Source organism: Streptomyces sp. NPDC087859, assembly GCF_044742595.1.
Classification (GTDB): domain Bacteria; phylum Actinomycetota; class Actinomycetes; order Streptomycetales; family Streptomycetaceae; genus Streptomyces; species Streptomyces canus_F.
On the sequence record NZ_JBIUUU010000004.1, the window covers coordinates 398,975 to 423,285 of the forward strand.

Genomic DNA, 24,311 nt, shown 5'->3' on the forward strand with positions numbered 1-24,311 from the left:
TCACGGACGCCCGGCCGCACCGGAGACCGAACGCGGATCGAAGCCGTAGGGCAGCTCCAGGCGGTGGGCGCGCATCAGGTCGTCGTCGCAGAGCAGATCGGCCGTTCTGCCGTCGGCGGCGATGACGCCCTCGGTGAGGACGAGGGAGCGCGGGCAGAGCTCCAGGGCGTACGGCAGGTCGTGCGTCACCATCAGGACCGTGACGTCCAGGGAGCGCAGGATGTCGGCGAGTTCGCGGCGCGAGGCGGGGTCGAGGTTGGAGGACGGCTCGTCGAGGACGAGGATCTCCGGCTCCATGGCGAGCACGGTCGCGACCGCCACCCGGCGCCGCTGCCCGAAGGAGAGGTGGTGCGGCGGCCGGTCCTTGAACTCGGCCATGCCGACCTGCGCCAGCGCACGGTCGACCCGCGCCTGGAGTTCCGCGCCCCGCATGCCCGCCGCGGCCGGACCGAACGCCACGTCCTCCCGGACCGTCGGCATGAACAACTGGTCGTCCGGGTCCTGGAAGACGATGCCGACCTTGCGCCGGATCTGAGCCATGTGCTGCTTGCCGACGGGCAGCCCGGCGACCTGCACCGTGCCCGTGCCGCCGGACAGGATGCCGTTGAGGTGCAGCACGAGGGTCGTCTTGCCGGCGCCGTTCGGGCCGAGCAGCGCGACGCGTTCGCCGCGCGCGACGGAGAAGTCCACGCCGAACAGGGCCTGGTGGCCGTCGGGGTAGGCGTAGGCGAGGCCGGAGACCTCGAGGGAAGCGGTCACAGCGTCCATCCCAGCAGACATACGACAAGGGCGGCGAAGGGGAGCGCGAACGCGTACGTCCACTGCGCCCGGGAGGCGGTCACCTCGTCGATGACCGGCATGGAACCGGCGTACCCACGGCTGACCATGGCGAGGTGGACGCGCTCGCCGCGTTCGTAGGAGCGGATGAAGAGGGCGCCCGCCGACTTCGCGAGGACGCCCCAGTGGCGCACTCCGGACGCCTCGAACCCCCGTGACTCCCGCGCGATCCGCATCCGCCGCATCTCGTCCGTGATGACATCGCCGTAGCGGATCATGAAGGACGCGATCTGCACGAGCAGCGGCGGCAGCTTCAACCGCTGCAGGCCCAGCAGGAGTTCACGCAGCTCGGTGGTGGAGGCGAGCAGCACGGAGGCGGCGACGCCCAGGGTGCCCTTGGCGAGCACGTTCCAGGCGCCCCACAGTCCGCTCACGCTGAGGGACATCCCGAGCACCTCGACCCGCTCGCCCTCCGCCACGAACGGCAGCAGCACCGCGAACGCGACGAACGGCACCTCGATCAGCAGCCGCTTGAGGATGAACCCGGCCGGCACGCGCGCGACGTACGCGACGACGCCCAGCAGCACGGCGTACAGACCGAAGGCCCACATCGCCTCCCGCGGTGTCGAGACGACGACCACCACGAAGGCGAACACCGCGGCGAGCTTGGTGTGCGGCGGCAGACCGTGCACGGGCGAGTGCCCGTGCCGGTACAGCTTGTGCGCGTGCCCGGCCCCCATGTCAGGCGACCGTCGTGCTCACCGGGGAGACGTCCTGCGTACGGCGCCTGCGCACCGCCCAGAAGATCCCGCTGCCCGCGACGACCGTGACACCCACGCCGATCACGCCCGCGAGACCGCCGGAGAGCCGGGCGTTGTCGACGTCCTTGACGCCGTAGTCGGCGAGCGGGGAGTCGGCGGCGGCGTGGTCCTCGACCTTCGCGTCGATGCCCTTGTCGGCGGCGACCTTCTCCAGCCCGTCGGGGTCGGCGGAGGCGTAGAAGCTGACCACGCCGGCGAGGGCGAGGGAGGTGGCGAGGCCGGCGAGCCACACCTTGCGGTGCGAGGAGCGGGCGGCGACCGGGGCCGGCCCGGCGGCCGGCACGGCTGGTACATCGACGAGCTCGCCGTTGACCCGCAGCTTGAGCTTCTGCTGGAGCCCGCGCGCCCCGTACACGAGGTCGGGGCGTACGGCGATGACGGCGCCGACGGTCAGCGCGGTGATCGCGGCCTCGCCGATGCCGATCAGCACATGCACGCCGACCATGGCGGTGGCGACCTTGCCGATGGCGACGTCGGTGGTGCCGCCGATCCAGTAGATGAGGGTGAAGGCGAGGGCCGCGGCCGGCACGGACAGCACGGCGGCCACGAAGGAGGCGGCGGTGACGGACCGGCGGGTGCGCGGCAGCACCTTCACCAGGCCGCGGAAGACGGCGTACGCCACGACCGTCGTCACACAGCCCATGACGGTGATGTTCACGCCGAGCGCGGTCAGACCGCCGTCCGCGAAGAGGATGCCCTGCATGAGCAGGACGACGGAGACACAGAGGACCCCGGTGTAGGGGCCGACGAGTATCGCCGCCAGCGCGCCGCCCAGGAGGTGGCCGCTCGTCCCCGCGGCGACGGGGAAGTTCAGCATCTGTACGGCGAAGATGAACGCCGCCACCAGGCCGGCCAGCGGCGCGGTGCGCTCGTCGAGCTCGCGGCGGGCACCGCGCAGGGACACCGCGACAGCCGCGGCGGCGACCGCTCCGGCGGCGGCGGACGTGGGGGCGTCGATAAATCCGTCAGGCACATGCACGCATCGATGATGTGGCTTAATGCGAACGTTTTGCAAGAGCGAGCCCCTCGTGCATCGTGCATGTGAGATGTCCTACGCCCGGGGGCACGATCGGAAAAATATGCGACATTGGAGAGGAAGCGGTCGCACAGCTTCCGCACAGGTCACTCAGCGTAAGGGGCCGATCCGATGTCCGTAGTCGAGCAGTACGCGCGAGCCCACATCGTCACGGACGCCGACCTCACGATGGCGGAACCCGAGGCCGTCCCGGTCGTGCTGCGCTACGACCCCGACGCCGACCCGCGCGCGGTACGGGTCGGCCTTCCCGGCCCGCACGAGTGGACCTTCCAGCGCGAGCTGCTGGAACGGGGCCTGCGGGCGCCGGTCGAGGCCGGGGACGTCCGGGTGTGGCCGTGCGGCCGGGTGCAGGCCGTGGTGGAGTTCCACTCCGCCAAGGGTGTCTCCGTGGTGCAGTTCGAGTCGAAGGCCCTGCTCAGGTTCCTGCGCCGGACCTACACGGCCACTCCCGTACGGAGTTAGCCGCCCCGCTTCAGCAGTGCCGCCACGATCGGGCCCGCCGTGTCACCGCCGTGCCCGCCCGCCTGGACCACACCGGCCGCCGCCAGGTCGCCGCGGTACGCCGTGAACCAGCCGTTGGGCTTCTTCTGACCGTCGACCTCCGCCGAGCCGGTCTTCGCGCCCACGGTGCCGTAGACACCCTGCATCGCCTCGGCCGCCGTGCCGTAGGCCGCCGTGTACGACATGAGCTCGCGCAGCTGCGAGAGCGTGCCCGGCGACATCGTGCGCGAGGCCTTCGCCAGCGTCCGCCCGTCCACGTCCGGTGAGACCAGGTAGGGCTGCTTGAAGACGCCCGACTCGACGGTCGCCGACACCGACGCCATGTTCAGCGGGTTCATCCGCACCCCGCCCTGGCCGATCAGCGAGGCCGCCATCTGCGCCTGCGACTGCACCGGCACCGAGCCGTCGAAGGTGGGCACGCCGACCGCCCAGTTGTTCATGGACAGACCGAAGACCTGCTGGGCCTGCTTGGTCAGCGAGTCGTTGTCCAGCTCGGGCGCCTGGCTGATGAAGGCGGTGTTGCAGGAGCGGGCGAAGCTCGCCTTGAAGGTGCCGCCCTTGATCTGGAACTTGTCGTCGTTCTGGAACTTCCAGCCGCCGTACGTGAAGTACTTCGGGCACGGGTGCTTCTCGTCCGCCGACGCGAGGTCCTTCTCGATCAGCAGCGACGAGGTGACGACCTTCATCGTCGAACCCGGGGCGAGCGAGCCCTGGAACGCGACGTTGAAGCCGTGGGAGGCGTTCGCGGCGGCCAGGATCTCCCCGGTCGACGGACGCAGCACCACCACGGACGACTTCGCCTTCTTCGCGACCTGTGCCTCGGCGGCCGCCTGCATGCCCGGGCTGAGCGTGGTCTTCACCGTGCCCGGCGTGCCCTTGCTCAGCGTCAGCAGCGTCTTGTCGGACAGCTCGTCCGCCTTGGACTCCTTGCCGCGCACCACCTGGAGCTCGACGCCCGCCTTGCCGCCGGCCTTCTTGCCGTACTTCTCCCGCAGCCCGTCCAGGACCGAGCCCAGCGACGGGTACTTCTTCTCGGTGATCTCCCCGCCGTCCCGGTCGAGCGCCTTGATCGGCGGGGTCCCGGACTCGCCGGTGACCAGGGTGTCGCCGTCCTCCAGGTCGGGGTGGACGACCGAGGAGTGCCAGTCGACCTGCGGCTTGCCGGTGGCGGTGTCGCGCACGACGGTCAGCGAACTGTCGTACGTCAGCGGCTTGCTGGTGTCCTTGTACGACACCGTCGCCTTCACGGAGAAGGGGACCTTGTCGCCGGTGCGGGTGCCGGGGGTGAGGGTGACGTCCTTGAGGTGGGCGTCCTTGGGGTAGGCGGTGAGCAGCTTCGTGGCCGCCGCGGTGTCGTCCGTGACGGCCGCGGCCCGGGTGACCTGGCCCGACTGCCAGGACGTGAGGAAGGTCCGCGCCGCGGTGTCGACCTCTTTAGCGGACAGCGGGCCGGTCTTGACCTTCGGCTTCTGGTCGGCGACGGCGGACGTCCGGTCCTCGGCCGCCGCCCCGCCGCCGTACAGCGCGTACACGGCGAAGCCGGCGCCGCCGACGACCACGGCGATCATCCCGCCGATCACGGCGGGGCGATGCGTCTTCCGTCGCTCGGCGACGCGCCTTCTCTTGCCCACAGCTCTCTGTCCTCCGCGTTTCCCCAGGGTCCCCGTCGCCCTCGTCCCTCACTCAACGACGGCGACCACCCTAGAGTCCCGTCCTGCGCGGGTGAGTTCAGCCACCCGCCGCCAGTACGGCCTTCACGATCGGGCCGGCCGCGTCGACGCCGTGGCCGCCCTGTTCGGTCATGGCCGCCGCGGCGACATCATCGCGGAACCCGGTGAACCAGCTGTTCGAGGTGGCCACATTGTCCACCTCGGCCGAACCGGTCTTCGCCCCGACGTCCCCGCCGAGCCCCCGCATGACCGGTGCTGCGGTGCCCTGGGTGGCCGTCAGCCGCATCATCTGCCTCAGCTGGTCGGCCGTGCCCGCCCGCAGTCCCTCGGCGGTGGCCAGCTTGCGGTCGTCCAGCTTCGGCGAGACCAGGTAGGGCTGGCGGAAGGTGCCGGTGATCGCGGTGGCCGTCACGGACGCCATGTTCAGCGGGTTCATGGTGACCTTGCCCTGGCCGATCGCGTTGGCGGCCCGGTCCGGGCCGCTCTCGGCGGGGACGCTGCCGTCGACCGAGGTGATGCCGGTCTTCCAGTTGTCCCGGCCGAGTCCGAACTTGGTCTGCGCCTCCGCGGTCAGCGACTCGTCGGTGAGCGGGTCCTCGTCGATCAGCTTGATGAAGGCCGTGTTGCAGGACCGCATGAAGCTGTCGGCGAGGGTGGCGTTCGGATCGGGCTTCATGTCCTTCAGGTTCTTGAAGGTCTGCCCCTGCCACATCGCGTCGTCAGGGCAGGGCGCCGGGCCGTTCATCGAGGTCACGCCGTTGTCGATGAGCATCGCCGAGGTGAGGATCTTCATCGTGGAGCCGGGGGGCTGCGCCCCCTCGAAGGCCGCGTTGAAGCCGTCCTCGCGGTGGTTGGCGACCGCCAGCACCTCGCCCGTGGTCGGCTTGACGGCCACCACCGAGGAGTTGGCGTACTTCGTCACCGCGGTCTCGGCCGCCGCCTGCGCGCTCGCGCTGATCGTCGTCTGAAGCCTGCCCGCCTTGCCCTTGGAGAGCGTCAGCAGCGGGGTGTCGGGGGCGCCGTCGCCGTCGTGCCGGACGAACAGCTCGACGCCCGGGGTGCCGCCCGCCTTCGCGCCGTACTTGGCGCGCAGCGCGTCCAGGATCGGGCCCAGCGAGGGGTACTTGTCCTTCGTCAGCACCTTGCCGCCCCGGTCCACCGCCTCGATGGGCGGGGTCGCCGACGGGCCGGTGACGAGTGCGTCCTGGGCCGACCGCAGCTCCGGGTGGATCACGGACGGCTTCCAGTCCACGAGCGCCTTGCCGGTGGTGCGGCCACGTACGACGGTCAGACTGCTCTTGTACGACAGGGGTTCGGACGTCCCCCGGTAGGTCACCTTCGCCTTCACGGTGAAGGGAACGGTGGCTCCCTGAGCGGTACCGGGCGTGATCCTCACGCCGGTGATGTGCGCGTTCTCGCGGTACTCCGTCAGCAGTGCCCGGGCGGCGGCGTTGTTGTTCGTGTACTGCGACGCCGACGCCGCGGAGCCCTTCTCCCAGGCCGCGAAGAACGTCCCCGACGTCTCCTCGACCTCGTCCCCGCTCGGCGGCCCCGACTTCACCTCGGACCCGCCGGATCCCCCGTCGTCGTTCAGCGCGGACACGATGTTGAACGCGCCGTACCCGGCCCCACCCACCATCACGGCGAACACGCTGCCGATGACGGCGGCCTTGACCCCCTTGCCCATGGAACTGAACCCCTCCCCGTTATCAGTCCTCGCACTGTAAGTGGCGTGAGTGACAACTGTGAGAAGTGTTTCCTTTTGTTGGCCGAAGAGAGACCGGGGTCCGACCGCTAGACCCAGGTGTCCAGCCACATCCGTGAACGCCAGTCGTCGATCGGGATGGCGGTTCCGGTGTACAGGGGCCAGAAGTAGATGAAGTTCCAGGCGATCAGCAGCACCAGCACGCCCGCCCCCGTGGCCCCCGCCACGCGCCGGGTGTCGCTGGAGCCGGGCCGGCCGATGATCGCGCCGAGCATCATCGCGACGGCCAGGCACAGGAAGGGCAGGAAGACGACGGCGTAGAAGAAGAAGATCGTGCGTTCCTGGTACATGAACCAGGGGAGGTAGCCGGCGGCGATGCCGCAGGCGATCGCGCCCGCGCGCCAGTCGCGGCGGAAGAGCCAGCGCCACAGGACGTAGGCGATCGCGAAGGCGGCCACCCACCACAGCAGCGGGGTGCCGATGGCGAGGACCTCGCGGGCGCACTTCTCGCCGGCGTCGGCGGGGCAGCCGTCGTTGCCGGGCGCGGGGGACTCGTAGAAGAACGAGACCGGGCGGCCGTCGACGATCCAGCTCCACGGGTTGGACTGGTACGTGTGCGGGGAGTGCAGGCCGACGTGGAAGTCGTAGACCTGGTGCTCGTAGTGCCACAGGCTGCGCCACCAGTCCGGGAACAGCCAGGACCAGTCGCTGTTCCTGCCGTCCGTCGCGGCCCAGTTGCGGTAGTAGCCGCCGGTGCCGTCCGTGGGGGAGAGGATCCAGCCGAGCCAGGAGAGCAGGTACGTGGCGATCGCCACCGGCACCGTCGCCAGGAAGGTCAGGCCCAGGTCGCGCCTGAGGACCGCCCCGTACGGGTGGCGGGCGCCCGCGACCTTGCGGGAGCCGACGTCCCACAGGACCGCCATGACGCAGAACGCGGCCAGGATGTACAGGCCGTTCCACTTGGTGCCGATGGCCAGGCCCAGCATCAGACCGGCCAGCCAGCGCCAGGGGCGCCATCCGAAGCGGGTCGTCTCGGCGGTGTGCGCGTCGGGACGGGTCCGGCCGTCCGCGTCGAGCGGGAGCGCGGCCGCGAGTTTCTCCCGGACCCGGTCGCGGTCGACGACCAGACAGCCGAACGCGGCCAGCACGAAGAACATCAGCACGCCGTCGAGCAGCGAGGTGCGGGCCATCACGAAGGCCAGCCCGTCCACCGCCATCAGCGCGCCGGCCAGACAGCCCAGGAACGTCGAGCGGAAGATGCTGCGGCCGATGCGGCACAGCATCAGCACCGAGAGGGTGCCGAGGAGGGCCGTCATGAACCGCCAGCCGAACGGGTCGAACCCGAACATCAGCTCGCCGAGTCCGATGACGTACTTGCCGACCGGCGGATGCACGACGTACGACGGGTCCGTCGGGACCGGCACCTTGCTGCCGACGTCCAGGATCAGGTCGTTGGCGTTCTTGTCCCAGTTGACCTCGAAGCCGCGGTGGACGAGCGCCCAGGCGTCCTTGGCGTAGTACGTCTCATCGAATATCACCGCCTTCGGGCCGCCCAGGTTCCAGAACCGGATGACGCCCGCGAACAGGGTGACGAGCAGCGGACCGCCCCAGCCGGACCAGCGCACGATCCGGTCGACCAGCGCCTTCGGCAGCCCGAGCGCCGCCCACATCCGGGGGTTGGGCTGCGTGTACGGCGGCACGAGCCGGTCGCGCACGTCGCTTCTGGGCCCGGCCGTGTAGCCGAAACGGCGCAGCCGCTGCTGCCACGACGGCCGCTGGTCTTGCGGTGCCTGGGCCTGTCGGGTGTCCGTGGAGTCCATGGACGACGCTGTACTGGTCACCGCGCCATCGTAGGGAACACGGCTGTGGGAGTCCCGTGGATGGGTGCTGCGAGGATGGAAACGTGACAGGAACCCTTGTTTTGGCAGGCACCCCCATCGGCGACACCGCGGACGCCCCGCCCCGGCTCGCCGCGGAACTGGCCGGTGCGGACGTGGTCGCCGCCGAGGACACCCGGCGGCTGCGGCGCCTGACCCAGGCGCTCGGGGTGACGCCCAAGGGGCGCGTCGTGTCGTACTTCGAGGGCAACGAGGCCGCCCGTACGCCGGAGCTGGTCGAGGAGCTCGTCGGCGGCGCCCGCGTGCTGCTCGTGACCGACGCCGGGATGCCGTCGGTCTCCGACCCCGGCTACCGGCTCGTGGCGGCCGCCGTCGAGAAGGACATCCGGGTCACCGCCGTGCCCGGACCCTCCGCCGTCCTCACCGCGCTCGCGCTGTCGGGGCTGCCCGTCGACCGGTTCTGCTTCGAGGGGTTCCTGCCGCGCAAGGCCGGCGAACGGCTGACCCGGCTGCGGGAGGTCGCCGGGGAGCGGCGCACCCTCGTGTACTTCGAGGCCCCGCACCGGCTCGACGACACCCTCGCCGCGATGGCCGAGGTGTTCGGCGCGGAGCGGCGGGCCGCCGTCTGCCGGGAGCTGACCAAGACGTACGAGGAGGTCAAGCGGGGCCCGCTGGGGGAGCTGGCCGCGTGGGCCGCGGAGGGGGTGCGCGGGGAGATCACCGTCGTCGTCGAGGGGGCGCCGGAGAAGGGGCCCGAGGAGCTCGACGGCCCGGAGCTGGTGCGCCGGGTGCGGGTGCGCGAGGAGGCGGGCGAGCGGCGCAAGGAGGCGATCGCGGCGGTGGCGGCGGAGGCGGGACTGCCGAAACGGCAGGTCTTCGACGCGGTCGTCGCGGCCAAGAACGCGACCTCCTAGAAGAGGGCGCGTGACCCAGCGCACAGGCCCTCTGAGCAGGGCGCATGTCTTTTGAGCGTGCGCCCCACGGACAGGCAAAGGGGGAGGGCAGAAGGCAAAGCGCAGCCCCTGTCGTACGGGCCGTTTCGGCAAGGAAAGTCCAAGACGGTTCCAACACTCGACAGGGCTGATGCATTCGCTCCGGCGGAAGCGTCCACTGGATGAAGGGACGCACCCGTCCCTGGGTCCAGCGGACCAGAGGAGCTGGCATGAGCGAGATCGCAGGGCAGACCGCCGCACTGCGCAGCGGCGCCACCGCCGTCGTCCACGAGTCGTATTCCTTCGCCTGCATGCGGTGCGGGCACGGCTGGGAGCAGTCGTACGAGATCGAGCACCACACCGGTGCCGACGGCCACGAGTTCGTCATCTATGTCGCGAACGACCAGGTCGTGCCGTCGCCGCTGAGCCGGCCCACGTGCCAGAACTGCGACGGGCACGTCGTACGGATCATGCGGGCGGGGCAGGTGTCCTCGGTGCTCGACGCCGTGCACCGCCGGCAGCGCCGCGCCCCGCAGGCCGGGCCGGTCGAGGCGCCCGAGGTGCCCGCGCAGGCCAAGGAGCGCCACCACTGGCAGCTGTCCGATCTCCTCCACCCGTTCCACCACCGCAAGGCGAGCTGAAGCCCCGCCTCCCCTCGGGGAGAGGGCATGCCCCTTTCGTAGGATCGGGGCATGCCCTCCTCAAGCTCCAGCGCTCGCGAGAAGCACGCGGCGCCGCCGCTCCCCGAACCCCTCCGGGTGCCCGTCGCCGACTCCCACACCCACCTCGACATGCAGTCCGGGACGGTCGAGGAGGCCCTCGCGAAGGCCGCGTCGGTGGGTGTGACGACGGTCGTGCAGGTCGGCTGCGACATCCGGGGCTCGCAGTGGGCCGCGGACACGGCGGCGCGGTACGACGCCGTCCACGCGACCGTCGCCCTGCACCCCAACGAGGCGCCGCGCATCGTCCACGGCGACCCCGACGGCTGGTCCCGGCAGGGCGCCCGGCAGCCGGGGGGCGCGCAGGCGCTCGACGAGGCGCTCGCGGAGATCGAGCGCCTGGCCGCGCTTCCGCAGGTCAAGGGTGTCGGCGAGACCGGCCTCGACTACTTCCGCACCGGCCCCGAGGGCAAGGAGGCGCAGGAGCGCTCCTTCCGTGCCCACATCGAGATCGCCAAGCGCCACGGCAAGGCCCTCGTCATCCACGACCGCGACGCCCACGCCGACGTCCTGCGCGTGCTCAAGGAGGAGGGCGCCCCCGAGCGCACCGTCTTCCACTGCTACTCCGGCGACGCCGAGATGGCCGAGCTCTGCGCCCGCGCCGGATACTTCATGTCCTTCGCCGGCAACGTCACCTTCAAGAACGCCCAGAACCTGCGGGACGCGGTCGCGGTGGCCCCGCCGGAGCTGCTCCTCGTGGAGACCGACGCGCCCTTCCTGACGCCGGTGCCGTACCGCGGACGGCCCAACGCGCCCTATCTCATCCCGGTCACGGTGCGCGCGATGGCCGCGGTGCGGGGCGTCGACGAGGACGCGTTGGCCACGGCACTCGCCGCGAACACCGCTCGGGCGTTCGGTTACTGACCCGATCGGTCGTCACCACCCGTAGCCGCGTCGCTTTGGAGAGTGACGGACACTCCGCTAGGTTCTGGGTCTCTCTGGACCCTGGAGCGTGTCGGCGTGAGCAACTCCCAGTACCAGACGTACGAGACGTACGGCCCGAACGATCCGTACGCCGCGGTGTACGACCCGCACAGCGCGGAGACGGTGCCGTACGGCGTCCAGGTCGCGCCGACGCTGCCGACTCCGCCGATGCCCGTGTCGTACGAGGACACCTACCGGCCCGCCTACGAGCTGCCCGAGGCGCCCGTGCCCGCCCCGCACACCGGAGCGGGCGGTCGGGCCGCGCGCCGGCGCAAGGGGCGGGGCGCCGAGCGCCCGGACAGCGCGATGCGCCGGCTGCTGCCCCAGGCGCTGGTCGTGGCGTTCCTCGCCGGCGGCACCACCGCGTTCGTCGCCAAGGACAAGGCGATCGAGCTGACCGTCGACGGCAAGCCGCGCACGCTGCACACCTTCGCCGACGACGTGACCGAACTCCTCGCCGACGAGGGCGTCGACGTCGGAGCGCACGACGTGGTCGCGCCCGCCCCCGGGACGGAGCTCTCCAGCGGCGACGAGATCGCGGTGCACTACGGGCGCCCCGTGCGGCTCACGCTCGACGGGGAACGGCGCGAGGTGTGGACGACGGCGCGCACGGTGGACGGGGCACTCAAGCAGCTGGGGGTGCGCGCGGAGGGCGCGTACGTGTCGACCTCGCGCTCCCGGCCGATCGGACGCGAGGGGCTCACGCTGGACGTGCGCACCGAGCGCGCGGTCACGGTCATGGCGGACGGCCGGTCGCGCACCGTGCGCACGAACGCGGCGACCGTGGGGGAGGTCGTCGAGGAGGCCGGCATCACGCTGCGCGGGCAGGACACGACGTCGGTCGCGCCGGGGAGTTTTCCGCGTGACGGGCAGACCGTCACCGTGCTGCGGATCACCGGGACCAAGGAGGTCCGCGAGGAGGCGATCCCGTTCCGGGTGGAGCGGACCGAGGACCCCTCGCTGTTCAAGGGCACGGAGGTCGTCGAGCAGGCGGGACAGACGGGGCTGCGGCGGATCACGTACTCCCTGCGGACCGTCAACGGCGTCCGGCAGAAGCCCCGGCGGATCAGGACCGAGGTGGTCCGGGAGCCGCGGACGCAGGTGGTGAAGGTGGGGACCAAGCCGATGCCGATGTCCGTGCAGGGCGCGGACGGACTGGACTGGCAGCAGCTGGCCACCTGCGAGTCCGGGGGCCGGCCCGACGCGGTGGACCCGTCGGGGACGTACGGCGGGCTGTACCAGTTCGACACCCGTACCTGGCAGGGGCTGGGCGGGAGCGGACGGCCGCAGGACGCACCGGCGGCGGAGCAGACGTTCCGGGCGAAGAAGCTGTACGTGCAGCGGGGCGCCAGCCCGTGGCCGCACTGCGGGAGGCGGCTGCACGGGTGAGGGGTGCCCCTGCCGCCCCGTACCCTTGTGGCCGTGAGCAGCAGCCCCGCCCCCGATGCCCTTCTCGGCCCCGCCGACGTCCGTGAGCTCGCGGAAGTCCTCGGTGTGCGACCGACCAAGCAGCGCGGGCAGAACTTCGTGATCGACGCGAATACGGTGCGCCGTATCGTCCGCACCGCAGACGTCCGCCCGGACGACGTCGTCGTCGAGGTCGGTCCGGGGCTCGGGTCCCTCACCCTCGCGTTGCTCGAAGTCGCCGACCGGGTCACCGCGGTCGAGATCGACGACGTACTCGCCGCCGCGCTGCCCGCCACCATCGCGGCCCGCATGCCCGGCCGGGCCGACCGGTTCGCGCTGGTCAACTCCGACGCGATGCAGGTCGGCGAGTTGCCGGGCCCGGCGCCCACCGCGCTCGTGGCGAACCTGCCCTACAACGTCGCCGTACCCGTCCTGCTGCACATGCTCGAGACCTTCCCGACCATCGAGCGGACCCTCGTCATGGTCCAGGCGGAGGTCGCGGACCGGCTCGCCGCGGGGCCCGGCTCCCGGGTGTACGGCGTGCCGTCGGTGAAGGCCAACTGGTACGCCGACGTCAAGCGGGCCGGGTCCATCGGCCGCAAGGTCTTCTGGCCAGCGCCCAACGTCGACAGCGGGCTCGTGTCGCTCGTCAAGCGCGCCGAGCCGGTCACGACGACCGCCTCCAGGCGCGAGGTCTTCGCCGTCGTCGACGCGGCCTTCGCACAGCGGCGCAAGACACTGCGGGCCGCCCTCGCCGGGTGGGCCGGGTCCGCGGCCGCCGCCGAGGCCGCGCTCGTCGCCGCCGGGGTCTCGCCGCAGGCGCGTGGGGAGGCCCTCACCGTCGAGGAGTTCGCCCGCATCGCCGAGAACCGCGTCGAGCACGACAACGAGGAGCCGAACCGCCCGTGAGCGTCACCGTCCGCGTCCCCGCCAAGGTCAACGTCCAGCTCGCGGTCGGCGCCGCCCGCCCCGACGGCTTCCACGACCTGGCCAACGTCTTCCTGGCGGTCGGCCTCCACGACGAGGTGACGGTCACCCCGGCCGACGAACTGCGCGTCACCTGCGCGGGGCCGGACGCGGGGCAGGTGCCGCTCGACCGTACGAACCTGGCGGCGCGCGCGGCGCTGGCCCTCGCCGGGCGACGCGGCATCGAACCCGCCGTGCACCTCCACATCGCCAAGGACATCCCCGTCGCCGGCGGCATGGCCGGCGGCAGTGCGGACGGTGCCGCGGCGCTGCTGGCCTGCGACACCCTGTGGGGCACGAACGCCTCCCGCGAGGAACTGCTCGAGATCTGCGCCGAGTTGGGCAGCGACGTGCCGTTCAGCCTGGTGGGCGGGGCCGCGCTCGGGACCGGGCGGGGGGAGAAGCTGCGCGTCCTCGATGTCGGCGGGACCTTCCACTGGGTCTTCGCGATGGCGGGGCGCGGGCTGTCCACCCCGGCCGTCTTCCGGGAGTTCGACCGGCTGGCCGAGGGGCTCGACGTCCCCGAGCCCGTCGCCTCGCAGGAGTTGATCGACGCGCTCGCGAAGGGTGACCCCGACGCGCTCGCCGCGGCCGTCTCCAACGACCTTCAGCCCGCCGCTCTTTCGCTCTTCCCGGAGCTCGCCGACACCCTCGCGGCCGGCCGGACCGCCGGTGCGCTCGCCGCGCTCGTGTCGGGATCGGGTCCGACGACGGCGTTCCTGACGCGCGATCCGGAGGCCGCGGCGAAGGTGGCCGGGGCGCTGACGGCGTCCGGTACCTGCCGGACCGTGCGGACCGCGGCCGGGCCCGTGCCGGGTGCGACCGTGGTGGCTGGATCCTGACGTCTTCGCCCGATCTCCACACGATCTACTGCGGACGCAGTACGTGGGCAACCCGCCGGGCCCCTAGGGTCACTTGATACTTCAAGCGCCACCAGCGCCCCGCCAGGTGCCGTCGGCGCCCCTCAAGTGAACGCATCGGAAGGCACATCCGTGTCCGAATCCCCCACCCCCACCTCCCACCGCAGGAAGCGCCCCCTGTCACGTCGTGGCGTGATCGGGGCCGCCGGAGCCGTGGCCGCCGGGGCCGCCCTGACCCCGGTGGTCTTCGCGGCGACCGACTCCGACTCCGGTTCGCAGCCCGAGGCCTCCGGTACGACGCCGGAGGAGTTCCCCACGACCCGCTCCGACGCGGCCACCGGCGCCGGCACGGCCACCACCGCCTTCGCCGCCTCCTACGTCGGCGTCCGCTGGGCCGGCGCGCGGGACGGCGCCGCCCTGCGTCTGCCGGACGGCGACTGGCGGACGCTGAGCGGCGGCTGCGCGACCGTCGACGACGGAGGCACGGCCCTGGTCGCGGCCGGCTCCACCACGTCGTACGAGGTGAAGGCGGCGGACGGCACCACGGACGTGCGCTCGCTCGCGATCGACACCACCGACGGGCCGCGGCGCACCTTCACGGTGCCCTCGGAGCCCACGCGGGTGCGCGGTGTGCGCTACCAGTCGCGGCCCGCGTGGGGTGCGGACGAGTCGAAGCGGTACAAGAACGGCGTGGTCAACTCGCCGGAGAAGTACTACGCGTTGCAGACGATCACCGTCCACCACTCGGACACCCCGAACGGCGACGCCGATCCCGCCGCGACCGTCCGGGCGATCTACGAGTACCACGCGGTCACCCTCGACTGGGGTGACATCGGCTACCACTTCCTCATCGACGAGGCGGGCACCGTCTACGAGGGCCGCTACTCCGGCGACGACAACATCCCCGCCTTCAACTCCGACGGCGACCTCGTCACCGCCTTCCACACCTCCGGCTACAACTCCGGCAACCTCGGCATCGCACTCCTCGGCACCCTCACCGACCAGGGCCCGACGGACGCGGCCAAGGCCTCGCTGGTCCGTCTGATCAAGGTGATCTCCCGCTTCAAGGGCCTCGACCCGCAGGCGAAGGTCACCTTCACCAACCCGGTCAACGGTGTGACCAAGGACGTCGAGACGGTCAGCGGCCACCGCGACTGGCTGGAGACGGACTGCCCCGGACAGACGATGTACGACCTGCTGGCCGAGGTGCGGGCGGCAGCCGCCCGCTGACCCGCCGAGGAGGGCGGCGTACGGGTGCGGGGCGAGGGCGACCGGCGGCCGGACTACCCTGGAGGGTCGAGCATCCCCCTTGTCAGGAGAGAAATGGCCGTCAATCTGGTCAATGTCGAGAACGTCAGCAAGGTGTACGGCACCCGTGCCCTGCTCGACGGCGTCTCGCTCGGCGTCTCCGAGGGTGATCGCATCGGTGTCGTCGGCCGCAACGGCGACGGCAAGACCACCCTGATCCGGATGCTCGCCAAGCTGGAGGACGCCGACACCGGCCGGGTCACGCACTCCGGCGGGATCCGGATCGGCGTCCTCACCCAGCACGACTCCCTGGACTCGGCCGCGACCGTCCGGCACGAGGTCATCCGGGACATGGCCGACCACGAGTGGGCCGGCAACGCCAAGATCCGCGACGTCCTGACCGGTCTCTTCGGTGGCCTCGACCTGCCCGGCTTCCCGCAGGGCCTGGACACCGTCATCGGCCCGCTCTCCGGCGGTGAGCGCCGCCGGATCGCGCTCGCCAAGCTCCTCATCGAGGAGCAGGACCTGCTCGTCCTCGACGAGCCCACCAACCACCTCGACGTCGAGGGCATCGCCTGGCTGGCGACCCATCTGCGCGAGCGCCGGTCCGCGCTCGTCTGCGTCACCCACGACCGCTGGTTCCTCGACCAGGTCTGCACGCGGATGTGGGACGTGCAGAAGGGCGATGTCTACGAGTACGAGGGCGGCTACTCCGACTACGTCTTCGCCCGCGCCGAGCGTGAGCGCATCGCCGCCACCGAGGAGACCAAGCGGCAGAACCTGGTCCGCAAGGAGCTCGCCTGGCTGCGCCGCGGCGCCCCGGCCCGTACGTCCAAGCCGCGCTTCCGCGTCGAGGCCGCCAACGAGCTCATCAAGGACGTGCCGCCGCCGCGCGACAGCAGCGAGCTGATGAAGTTCGCGTCCACGCGGCTCGGCAAGACGGTCTTCGACCTGGAGGACGTGACCGTCCAGGCCGGCCCCAAGGTGCTGCTCAAGCACATCACCTGGCAGCTCGGCCCCGGCGACCGCATCGGCCTGGTCGGTGTCAACGGCGCCGGCAAGACCTCCCTGCTGCGCGCCATGCGCGAGGCCTGGCGGACCGGGGGCGAGACCCAGCCCGTCGGCGGGCGGGTCTCCGTCGGGAAGACGGTCAAGCTCGCCTATCTCTCCCAGGAGGTCGCCGAACTCGACCCCGCCCTGCGGGTGCTCGAGGCGGTGCAGCGGGTACGTGAGCGCGTCGACCTCGGCAAGGGGCGCGAGATGACCGCCGGGCAGCTGTGCGAGACGTTCGGCTTCAACAAGGAGAAGCAGTGGACGCCGGTCGGCGACCTGTCGGGTGGTGAGCGGCGCAGGCTCCAGCTCCTGCGTCTCCTCATGGACGAGCCCAACGTCCTCTTCCTCGACGAGCCCACCAACGACCTCGACATCGAGACGCTGACCCAGCTGGAGGACCTCCTCGACGGCTGGCCCGGCTCGATGATCGTCATCTCCCACGACCGCTTCTTCGTCGAGCGGACCACCGACCGGGTCTTCGCCCTCCTCGGTGACGCCACCCTGCGGATGCTGCCGCGCGGTATCGACGAGTACATCGAGCGCCGCCACAAGATGGAGGAGGCCGCGGCCGCCGCCGCACCGGTCGTCCAGAAGGCCGCGCCCGACAGGAGCGCCGCCGACCAGCGGGCCGCCAAGAAGGAGCTCCAGAAGATCGAGCGGCAGCTCGACAAGATCTCCGAGAAGGAGACCAAGCTGCACGCCCAAATCGCCGACAACGCAACGGACTTCGCGAAGGTGGCCGAACTCGACGGCACGCTCCGGGATTTGGCCGCGGAGCGCGAGGAGCTGGAGATGCGCTGGCTGGAACTCGCCGAGGACGCGTGAAGGGTGCGTGAAGGCGCATAACGGAGGCGTCACGGGCCGGTCCTCCCTTGGGCACAGGGGATGATCGGCCCGGGTTCCTGTCGGTCCCGGGTGATAGAAAGAGCCGTCTGAGATCTTTCTGAGTACGACTCTGAGTCCGTTACGTACCTCAGGGCGTGGCTAAAAATCAGTGAACGAGGGGGAACGCGCTGATGTCCCAGCCGCCCAACCAGCCGCCCGGCTTCGGAGCACCGCAGGACCCGCCGCCGCAGGGTGGCTTCGGCGCGCCGCCGCCCCCTGCGGGCCCGCCGCAGACGCCGCCGCCTCCGCAGGGACCGCCGGCGGGTGCGCCCCAGCCCGGTTACGGCTATCCCCAGCAGCAGCCCGCCGGTCCGTACGGCCAGCCGCAGCAGCCGGGGCCGTACGCCCAGCCCCAGCAACCGGGCCCCTACGGCCAGCCCGGCCCCTACGGTCAGCCCCAGCCGCCCGGCCCCTACGGCCAGCCCGGCTACGGCTACCCGCCCCAGCCGCAGTACCCCGGCGGCCCCGGCACCCCGCCGTCCGGCTCGCGCAACCCCTTCAAGGGCAAGCCGGCCCTCGTCATCGCCGCGGCCGTGGCCGGTCTGCTGGTGGTCGGCGGCACCGTGTGGGCGGTCGCGAGCGGCGGCGACGACGACCCGAAGAAGCCGGTCGCCAAGGAGAGCGGCAGCACCAAGCCGTCCGCCTCCGACGACCCGGTCAACCCCGGTTACGGCGACGGTGGCGGCGGCGAGGAGCAGACGGACCTCAACGAGGGCCGCCAGTCCGGCGAGTCGAAGGTGCTCTGGTACAAGGACGCGCCCGACGCCCCCGGCAACGGCGCCGACGCCCCCGGCATGTGGATCACCGACAAGACCGCGGTGAAGGCGGCGTACAAGCAGCTCTTCGCCTACAACGTCGGCGACGGCAAGCCCACCTGGGACCCGATCACCTTCGACCAGAAGATCTGCGCCACCACCCCGCAGCAGACGGCCTCCGGCAAGATCGTCGTGGCCTACATGAGCGGCAGCAGCGACCGCGCGGAGTGCAACAAGCTCCAGGAGATCGACCTCAACACCGGCGAGAAGGGCTGGAGCGGCGAGGTCGCCGACGGCGAGCTGTTCGACAGCACCCTCCAGATCGAACTGTCCATCACCGGCAAGACGCTGATGGTGGGCCGCTCGATGTCGGGCACGGGCTACGACGTCGAGACCGGCAAGAAGCTCTTCGACAAGGCGAAGTACGGCAACGCCTGCTTCCCCAGCGCCTTCGCGGGCGGCGCCAGGCTGATCGCCGTCTCCTCCTGCGACGCCTCCGGTGACAACGAGCACGACGAGGTGCAGGAGCTGGACCCGACGACCGGCAAGGCCAAGTGGACCCAGAAGTTCGACAAGGGCTGGCGGGTCGCGCGCGCCTACTCCCTCGACCCGCTGGTCATCTACAGCACCAACGAGGACAAGAACAGCTGGAACATCTCCACGTTCACCGACGGCGGCAAGTTCCGCTCCCAGGTCGCCTTCGACGAGGACTTCGCCCCCGCCTGCGACTGGGCGATCTTCGCGCGTGACCTGACGGGCTGCACGGGCGCGGTCGCCGACGCGGACACGCTCTACCTGCCCACCGAGGCCACCTCCAGCGCCAACGAGATCGTGGCGATCAACCTCTCCAACGGCAAGGAGAAGTGGCGCGTCAAGTCCCCGGCGGACGAGGCGATGCTGCCGCTGAAGATCGAGAACGGCAAGCTCATCGCCTACGTCCAGCCGTCGTACGACGCGGGCGGCCAGGTCGTCTCCCTCGCCACCGCCGGCTCGAACCACAAGCCGGCCAAGCTGCTCCAGAACCCGGCGGGCATCGCCGACATCGAGGACGGCTTCTACTCCAAGGCCGTCGACTGGGTCGACGGACGCTTCTACCTCTCGACCACTCGGCTGAGCGGCAACGACGACACGCAGGAGAAGCTGATGCTCGCCTACGGCAAGTAGCCCCTCGCACCGTCACGTTCCCGCCGTCGTCCCTACTTCCCGAGGTACCCGCGTCATGACCCAGCCGCCGCCCCCGCCGCCCAACCAGCCCCCGCCCGGGGGAGGTTTCGGCCCGCCGCAGGACCAGCCGCCGCAGCAGCCCGGATTCGGCGCCCCGCAGCCGCCGGCCCAGCAGCCCGGCTACGGCTACCCCCAGGCGCCCCCGCCGCCCCAGGGTGCCCCGCAGACGCCCCCGCCCCCGCAGACACCGCCGGCGGGCCCGGGCTACGGCTATCCCGGCCAGCAGCAGCCGAACCCGTACGGACAGCAGCAGCCCGGCGGTTACGGCCAGCCCAACCCCTATGGCCAGCAGCCCGGTTACGGCTACCAGCAGCCGACCATGCCGATGCACCCCCAGCCCGGTCAGCCGGCCGGCGGGCGGAAGATCAGTCCGCAGCTGGCGATCATCGTCGCGGCGGTGGTGGCGATCGCGCTGATCGTGGGCGGCGGTGTCTGGTACGCGTCCTCGTCCGGCGACGACAAGAAGGACACCGCGAGCTCCAGCGGCGGCACCGGGGGTGGCGGCGGCGACGAGAAGGGTGGCACCGGCGGCACCTCCAGCAAGGGCGACGAGAAGGTCCCGTCCAGCACGGCCGCGTCCGTCCTCTTCCAGGTTCCGCAGCCCAAGCCGCCGGTCGACACCACGTACACGGTGAACGGCTCCTGGCTGACCGACACGGTCTACGCCAAGAGCGGCATCGCCGAGGTCGTCGGCTACGACCCGGACAAGGGCACCAAGCTGTGGACGATCAAGCTGCCCGGCCCGGTGTGCCAGGCCAGTCGCCACGCCACCGAGAACGGTGTGACGGCGATCGCCTACGAGCCCTCGATGCCGACGAAGGAACGCACGGGCGGCTGCAGCGAGATCGCGGCGATCGACCTGACCGCGGGCAAGAAGCTGTGGACCAAGACCGCCAAGTCCGGTGACCGGCCGATCCGCTGGGACAACGTCACCGTCAGCGCGAACACGGTCGCCGCGGGCAGCACCAGCGGCGGCGGCGCCTGGGACATCGAGAGCGGCAAGTCGCTGTGGGCCCCGAAGCCGACCGACACCTGCTACGACGCGGGTTACGGCGGCGGCGAGAAGCTGGTCGCGGTCCGCAAGTGCGGTTCCTACGGCCAGCGCCGGCTGCAGATCCAGACCATCGACCCGGCCTCCGGGAAGGTGATCTCGGAGTACAAGATGGCGACGGGCATCGAGTACGCGAGCATCGTCTCCACCGAGCCTCTCGTCGTGGCCGCCGAGGTCGGCGACGTCGAGGGCGCGCAGGGCATCTCGGACGTCTTCGCCATCGACAACAAGACCGGCAAGCTGCGCTCGCGCATCTCGGTGGATCCCGAGAAGTACGTGGCCCGTTGCGACGGGATCAGCAGGGTCGAGTACTGCTTCCAGATCGTGGTCGGCAACGACCGGCTCTACCTGCCGACCGAGGAGCGCGAGGTCACCGGCAGCGACTACTCCCGGACCAACTCGATCGTCTCCATCGACCTGAACAGCGGCAAGGAGACCGGCCAGCGCGCCGACGCGGGCGACGGCTACACGCTCACCCCGCTGCGCATGGACGGCGGCAACGTGCTGGCGTACAAGCGGCCGCCGTACGACAAGGGCGGTCAGATCGTGACCATCGACGGTGGCACCTTCAAGGAGACGAAACTCCTGGAGAACCCGGCGACGGACGCGGTGCGCGACGTGGAGACGAGCATGCTCCCCGAGTACTCCGAGATCCTCTACCACGACGGACGGCTGTTCATGGCGCAGGTCTACGCGAGCGACTTCGGTGCCAGTTCGACCGAGAAGGAGTATCTCGCGGTCGCCTTCGGAACGAAGTGATCGCTCAGCGCGTGTGAAATCCGCTGGAAACCACGGCCCCGTCCCTGCTCAGGGACGGGGCCGTGCGCGTACCACCCATCAACCCCGAATGCCGGAAATTCCGTCGATCCGGGGCACTTCTCACCAGTAGGGGGAGCGCAACGTCGAACAAGCGTGTAGCTTCCGGGGGCATGAAGGGCGGGGGAGCCGGGAGGGGGCTCCTGTCCGTGCGATCAGTGGGCATCCATAGTGGAGCTTCCACGGCGGGGCATGGGGATCGTTGCATGGGGATCCGGGGGGACTGGGGGGTTGCTCGATGGGAGTGCGGCTCATGGTGGTCGACGACCACCGACTGCTCGCGGAGGCGCTGGCCTCGGCGTTGAAGCTGCGCGGGCACCGGGTGCTCGCCGCGGCGGCACCCGCCGCGGGGGCGGCGGAGCTGGTGATCACCCGGGCGCCCGAGGTGTGCCTGCTGGGCACGGCGACACCGGCCGAACCGGGCATCTTCGACCCGGTGGTGAAGATCAAGCGCGACCGTCCGCAGGTGGCGGTGCTGGTGTTGGGCCCGGTACCGAGTCCGCGCGGCATCGCGGCCGCTTTCGCCGCCGGTGCCTCGGGCTATGTACGCCATGACGAGCGCATCGAGGGTGTCGAGCGGGCGATCATGAAGGCGAGGGCGGGCGAGGCGGCGGTAGCGCCCCAGCTTCTGCAAGGCGCCTTCAGCGAACTCCTCAACCCGGCCGCCCAGCCCGACGACGAGGGTCAGCGTCTGCTCCAGATGCTCACCCCGAGGGAGGTGGAGGTCCTGGTACGCGTCGCCGACGGCGAGGACACCAGGCTCATCGCGGCCGGCATGGGCATCGCTCCCTCCACGGCCCGCACCCACGTCCAACGCGTCCTGATGAAGCTGGGAGTGGGATCACGCCTGGAGGCGGCGGCCCTGGCGGCCCGAACAGGCCTGCTGGACCGAGCGGGCCCGATCCCGCACTCCACTCCGGACCTGGGCGGGGGACCGGAAGCCTGAGCGGTGCGGCGACGGCATCGCCCGGACCACCACCGGAGCAGCCGGGGGGATGACGAGCACGGGGCCGGAGTCCCCGTGGGCTCCGGCCCCGGTGAGGTCCTTACTCGGTCGGGCTCTCGGTCTCCGCCGGCTCCGACGCGACCGGCGGCGGTGTGGGGCGGAGCTTCAGCCACACCAGGAAGAAGATGCCGAGGAGCAGCATTCCGAGGCCGGTCCAGAGGTTGATGTTGACACCCTCGGCCTTGTCGAGAGTGGCGTCGGAGGGGTTGATGCCGGCGATCGTGACGATGACGCCGTAGAGGACGAACAGGCCGCCGATGATGCGGCGCAGGTCGAAGATGCGGGCCGCGGTGGTGGACTTGGCCTGTAGTTCGGCGACTTCCCGCTGGACGTCCTTGTCGGAGTATCCGGAGTGGTCGGACATGGTCTCTCAAACTCCCTTCCGGAGCGCGATCAGAACGAGAACGGGATGTAGCAGGCGGCCGCCAGGATCACCGCGCCCCAGCCCAGCAGGGCCGGCCTGCGGTACCAGGCGTCGTCTCCCTCGGCCGGCGCCTCGGACATGCCCGGCGAGCGAGTGCCGTAGACCAGGCCCTGGAGCTCCGCCGCCGGCTTGGGTGCGGTGAACAGCGACACCGCGACCATGACCACCGCGCCCGCCACGAAGCCCACGATCGCCGAGACGAAGTTGGCGCCCTGGTCGGTCGGGATGTCGACGATGCCCTGCTTGTAGATCCAGAAGTAGTTCACCATCGCCGCCACCGTGCCTGCCAGCAGGCCCCAGAAGCCCGACTTCGCGGACGCGCGCTTCCAGAACATGCCGACGATGAAGACGACGAACATCGGCACGTTGAAGAAGGAGAACAGGGTCTGGAGGTAGCTCATGATGTTCGAGAAGGACGACGCCAGGAACGCCGTGCCCACCGACGCCACCACGCCGATCACCGTGATCAGGCGGCCGAAGCGCACGTAGTACCCGTCCTCGCGGCCCCTTTCCACGTACCGCGCCCAGATGTCGTTCGTGAACACCGTGTTGAAGGACGACACGTTCGCCGCCATGCCCGCCATGAAGGCGGCCAGCAGACCGGTCACCGCGATGCCCAGGACCCCGTTGGGCAGCAGCTGTTCCATCAGGTACGGGATCGCGTCGTTGTACTGGTAGCCGGACTCCGGGGTGCCGAAGCCGGGGATCAGGGCCGCGGCCGTCAGGCCCGGGATCATCACCAGGAAGACGATGAAGATCTTGGGGTAGGCGGCGATCAGGGGGGTCCGCTGGGCCGCGCTCAGGTTCTTCGCCGACAGCGCTCGCTGGACCTCCGCGAAGTTCGTCGTCCAGTAGCCGAAGGACAGCACGAAGCCCAGGCCCAGCACGATCGTCAGCCAGTTCGCGCCGAGGGGATTGTCCGAGCCGATGCCCGTACCGCCCCACGCCGTCGTGAAGTCGGCGCCGTGCTCGGCCGTCAGCTTGTCCGTCAGGCCGCCCCAGCCGCCCACCTTCTTCAGGCCCAGCACCACGATCGGGATGAGGGCCGCGAGGATCACGAAGAACTGCAGGACCTCGTTGTAGATCGCCGACGACAGACCGCCGAGCGTGATGTACGCCAGCACGAACGCGCCCGCGACCACGATCGCCACCCACTGCGGCCAGCCCAGCAGCGCCTCGACGACGATCGCGAGGGCGTACAGGTTGACTCCGGAGATCAGGATGGCGGCGAAGGCGAAGAGCGCCGAGCTCAGTAGGTGCGCCCATTTGTCGAAGCGCAGCAGCAGCATCTCGGGGACCGAGCGGACCTTCGAGGAGTAGTAGAAGGGCATCATCACCAGGCCGAGGAAGACCATGGCCGGGATGGCGCCGATCCAGTACCAGTGCACGGTGTAGACGCCGTACTGCGCGCTGTTGGCGGCCATGCCGAGGATCTCGGTGGCGGCCAGGTTGGCGGAGATGAAGGCCAGGCCGGTGATCCAGGCGGGCAGGGAGCGCCCGGAGAGGAAGAAGTCGAGGCTGGTCTTCACCGAGCGGCGGGCCGCGAAGCCGATGCCCAGGACCACCACGAAGTAGATGCCGAGGATCGTGTAGTCGAGCCAGTTAGTGGGGAGCCGCAGCTCGGCTGCTAGATATGTGCCTTTTGTAACGGTTTGCATGGGCAGCCATTCAACCCTTCCGCTGGTGCGCTTTG

General features: G+C 70.8%; 20 protein-coding genes. 12 read left to right on the plus strand and 8 right to left on the minus strand.

Going from position 1 to position 24,311, the window contains the following annotated elements; genetic code table 11:
• Genes ACIOHP_RS11965 through ACIOHP_RS11975 form a run of 3 tightly spaced genes read right to left on the minus strand, consistent with a single transcriptional unit; the run spans position 1 to position 2,577 of the window.
• Positions 1–768 carry an energy-coupling factor ABC transporter ATP-binding protein gene (locus ACIOHP_RS11965; RefSeq protein ID WP_401886102.1) on the minus strand — a complete coding sequence of 256 codons (768 nt, stop codon included), beginning with the start codon at positions 766–768 and terminating at the stop codon, positions 1–3.
• On the minus strand, positions 756–1,517 hold the full coding sequence (cbiQ, locus tag ACIOHP_RS11970; protein WP_401886104.1) for a cobalt ECF transporter T component CbiQ: 762 nt from the start codon (positions 1,515–1,517) through the stop codon (positions 756–758). Before cbiQ ends, ACIOHP_RS11965 begins: the two co-directional genes overlap by 13 nt.
• A 1-nt stretch (position 1,518) precedes the next feature.
• Entirely contained in the window at positions 1,519–2,577 is a 1,059-nt protein-coding gene (locus ACIOHP_RS11975) for an energy-coupling factor ABC transporter permease (protein ID WP_401886107.1), read from the minus strand.
• 168 nt (positions 2,578–2,745) lie between these two features.
• Here ACIOHP_RS11975 and ACIOHP_RS11980 point away from each other — a divergent pair, with 168 nt between their 5' ends.
• On the plus strand, positions 2,746–3,096 hold the full coding sequence (locus ACIOHP_RS11980; protein WP_401886109.1) for an SsgA family sporulation/cell division regulator: 351 nt from the start codon (positions 2,746–2,748) through the stop codon (positions 3,094–3,096).
• On the opposite strand, the gene ACIOHP_RS11985 is transcribed toward ACIOHP_RS11980, so the two are convergent.
• The 3 genes from ACIOHP_RS11985 to ACIOHP_RS11995 all read right to left on the minus strand — a co-directional run bounded on the left by ACIOHP_RS11985 (position 3,093) and on the right by ACIOHP_RS11995 (position 8,351).
• Positions 3,093–4,766, minus strand: a complete 1,674-nt coding sequence (locus tag ACIOHP_RS11985) for a penicillin-binding transpeptidase domain-containing protein (RefSeq protein ID WP_401886112.1) — start codon at positions 4,764–4,766, stop codon at positions 3,093–3,095. The two genes, ACIOHP_RS11980 and ACIOHP_RS11985, sit on opposite strands and share 4 nt — an antisense overlap.
• Before the next feature lie 97 nt (positions 4,767–4,863).
• Positions 4,864–6,492 carry a penicillin-binding transpeptidase domain-containing protein gene (locus tag ACIOHP_RS11990; RefSeq protein WP_401886114.1) on the minus strand — a complete coding sequence of 543 codons (1,629 nt, stop codon included), beginning with the start codon at positions 6,490–6,492 and terminating at the stop codon, positions 4,864–4,866.
• A 107-nt stretch (positions 6,493–6,599) separates the two neighbouring features.
• Positions 6,600–8,351: a dolichyl-phosphate-mannose--protein mannosyltransferase gene (locus ACIOHP_RS11995; RefSeq protein WP_401886116.1), complete on the minus strand. Its 1,752-nt coding sequence runs from the start codon at positions 8,349–8,351 to the stop codon at positions 6,600–6,602.
• A gap of 62 nt (positions 8,352–8,413) precedes the next feature.
• On the opposite strand from ACIOHP_RS11995, the gene rsmI reads away from it, so the two are divergent.
• The 11 genes from rsmI (at position 8,414) to ACIOHP_RS12050 (ending at position 22,134) form a co-directional block, all read left to right on the plus strand.
• On the plus strand, positions 8,414–9,262 hold the full coding sequence (gene rsmI, locus ACIOHP_RS12000) for a 16S rRNA (cytidine(1402)-2'-O)-methyltransferase (RefSeq protein WP_361538174.1): 849 nt from the start codon (positions 8,414–8,416) through the stop codon (positions 9,260–9,262).
• A 248-nt stretch (positions 9,263–9,510) separates the two neighbouring features.
• Positions 9,511–9,921 (plus strand): hypothetical protein, encoded by a 411-nt coding sequence (locus ACIOHP_RS12005; RefSeq protein ID WP_361538172.1) that lies wholly within the window; start codon positions 9,511–9,513, stop codon positions 9,919–9,921.
• A 51-nt stretch (positions 9,922–9,972) separates the two neighbouring features.
• Positions 9,973–10,863, plus strand: a complete 891-nt coding sequence (locus tag ACIOHP_RS12010) for a TatD family hydrolase (RefSeq protein WP_401886119.1) — start codon at positions 9,973–9,975, stop codon at positions 10,861–10,863.
• A gap of 96 nt (positions 10,864–10,959) precedes the next feature.
• Complete coding sequence (locus ACIOHP_RS12015) at positions 10,960–12,312, plus strand: ubiquitin-like domain-containing protein (RefSeq protein WP_361538168.1); 1,353 nt, start codon at positions 10,960–10,962, stop codon at positions 12,310–12,312.
• A gap of 33 nt (positions 12,313–12,345) precedes the next feature.
• Positions 12,346–13,239: a 16S rRNA (adenine(1518)-N(6)/adenine(1519)-N(6))-dimethyltransferase RsmA gene (rsmA, locus tag ACIOHP_RS12020; RefSeq protein WP_361538166.1), complete on the plus strand. Its 894-nt coding sequence runs from the start codon at positions 12,346–12,348 to the stop codon at positions 13,237–13,239.
• Positions 13,236–14,138, plus strand: coding sequence for a 4-(cytidine 5'-diphospho)-2-C-methyl-D-erythritol kinase (locus ACIOHP_RS12025; protein ID WP_401886123.1), 903 nt, complete (start codon positions 13,236–13,238; stop codon positions 14,136–14,138). Before rsmA ends, ACIOHP_RS12025 begins: the two co-directional genes overlap by 4 nt.
• A gap of 150 nt (positions 14,139–14,288) precedes the next feature.
• Positions 14,289–15,386 carry a peptidoglycan recognition family protein gene (locus ACIOHP_RS12030; protein ID WP_401886126.1) on the plus strand — a complete coding sequence of 366 codons (1,098 nt, stop codon included), beginning with the start codon at positions 14,289–14,291 and terminating at the stop codon, positions 15,384–15,386.
• 93 nt (positions 15,387–15,479) lie between these two features.
• The gene (locus tag ACIOHP_RS12035) at positions 15,480–17,282 is read left to right on the plus strand and encodes an ABC-F family ATP-binding cassette domain-containing protein (protein WP_361538160.1); all 1,803 of its coding nucleotides are present in this window, start codon (positions 15,480–15,482) and stop codon (positions 17,280–17,282) included.
• Positions 17,283–17,473: 191 nt separating this feature from the next.
• Positions 17,474–19,261 (plus strand): PQQ-binding-like beta-propeller repeat protein, encoded by a 1,788-nt coding sequence (locus tag ACIOHP_RS12040; RefSeq protein ID WP_401886129.1) that lies wholly within the window; start codon positions 17,474–17,476, stop codon positions 19,259–19,261.
• A gap of 55 nt (positions 19,262–19,316) precedes the next feature.
• On the plus strand, positions 19,317–21,131 hold the full coding sequence (locus tag ACIOHP_RS12045; protein WP_401886131.1) for a PQQ-binding-like beta-propeller repeat protein: 1,815 nt from the start codon (positions 19,317–19,319) through the stop codon (positions 21,129–21,131).
• A 310-nt stretch (positions 21,132–21,441) separates the two neighbouring features.
• Entirely contained in the window at positions 21,442–22,134 is a 693-nt protein-coding gene (locus tag ACIOHP_RS12050; protein WP_401886134.1) for a LuxR C-terminal-related transcriptional regulator, read from the plus strand.
• 100 nt (positions 22,135–22,234) lie between these two features.
• Here ACIOHP_RS12050 and ACIOHP_RS12055 read toward each other — a convergent pair whose 3' ends face one another.
• Positions 22,235–22,558 carry a hypothetical protein gene (locus ACIOHP_RS12055; protein WP_401886136.1) on the minus strand — a complete coding sequence of 108 codons (324 nt, stop codon included), beginning with the start codon at positions 22,556–22,558 and terminating at the stop codon, positions 22,235–22,237.
• Positions 22,559–22,587: 29 nt separating this feature from the next.
• Complete coding sequence (locus ACIOHP_RS12060) at positions 22,588–24,276, minus strand: sodium:solute symporter family protein (RefSeq protein ID WP_361538150.1); 1,689 nt, start codon at positions 24,274–24,276, stop codon at positions 22,588–22,590.
• Between the last annotated feature and the right edge of the window lie 35 nt (positions 24,277–24,311).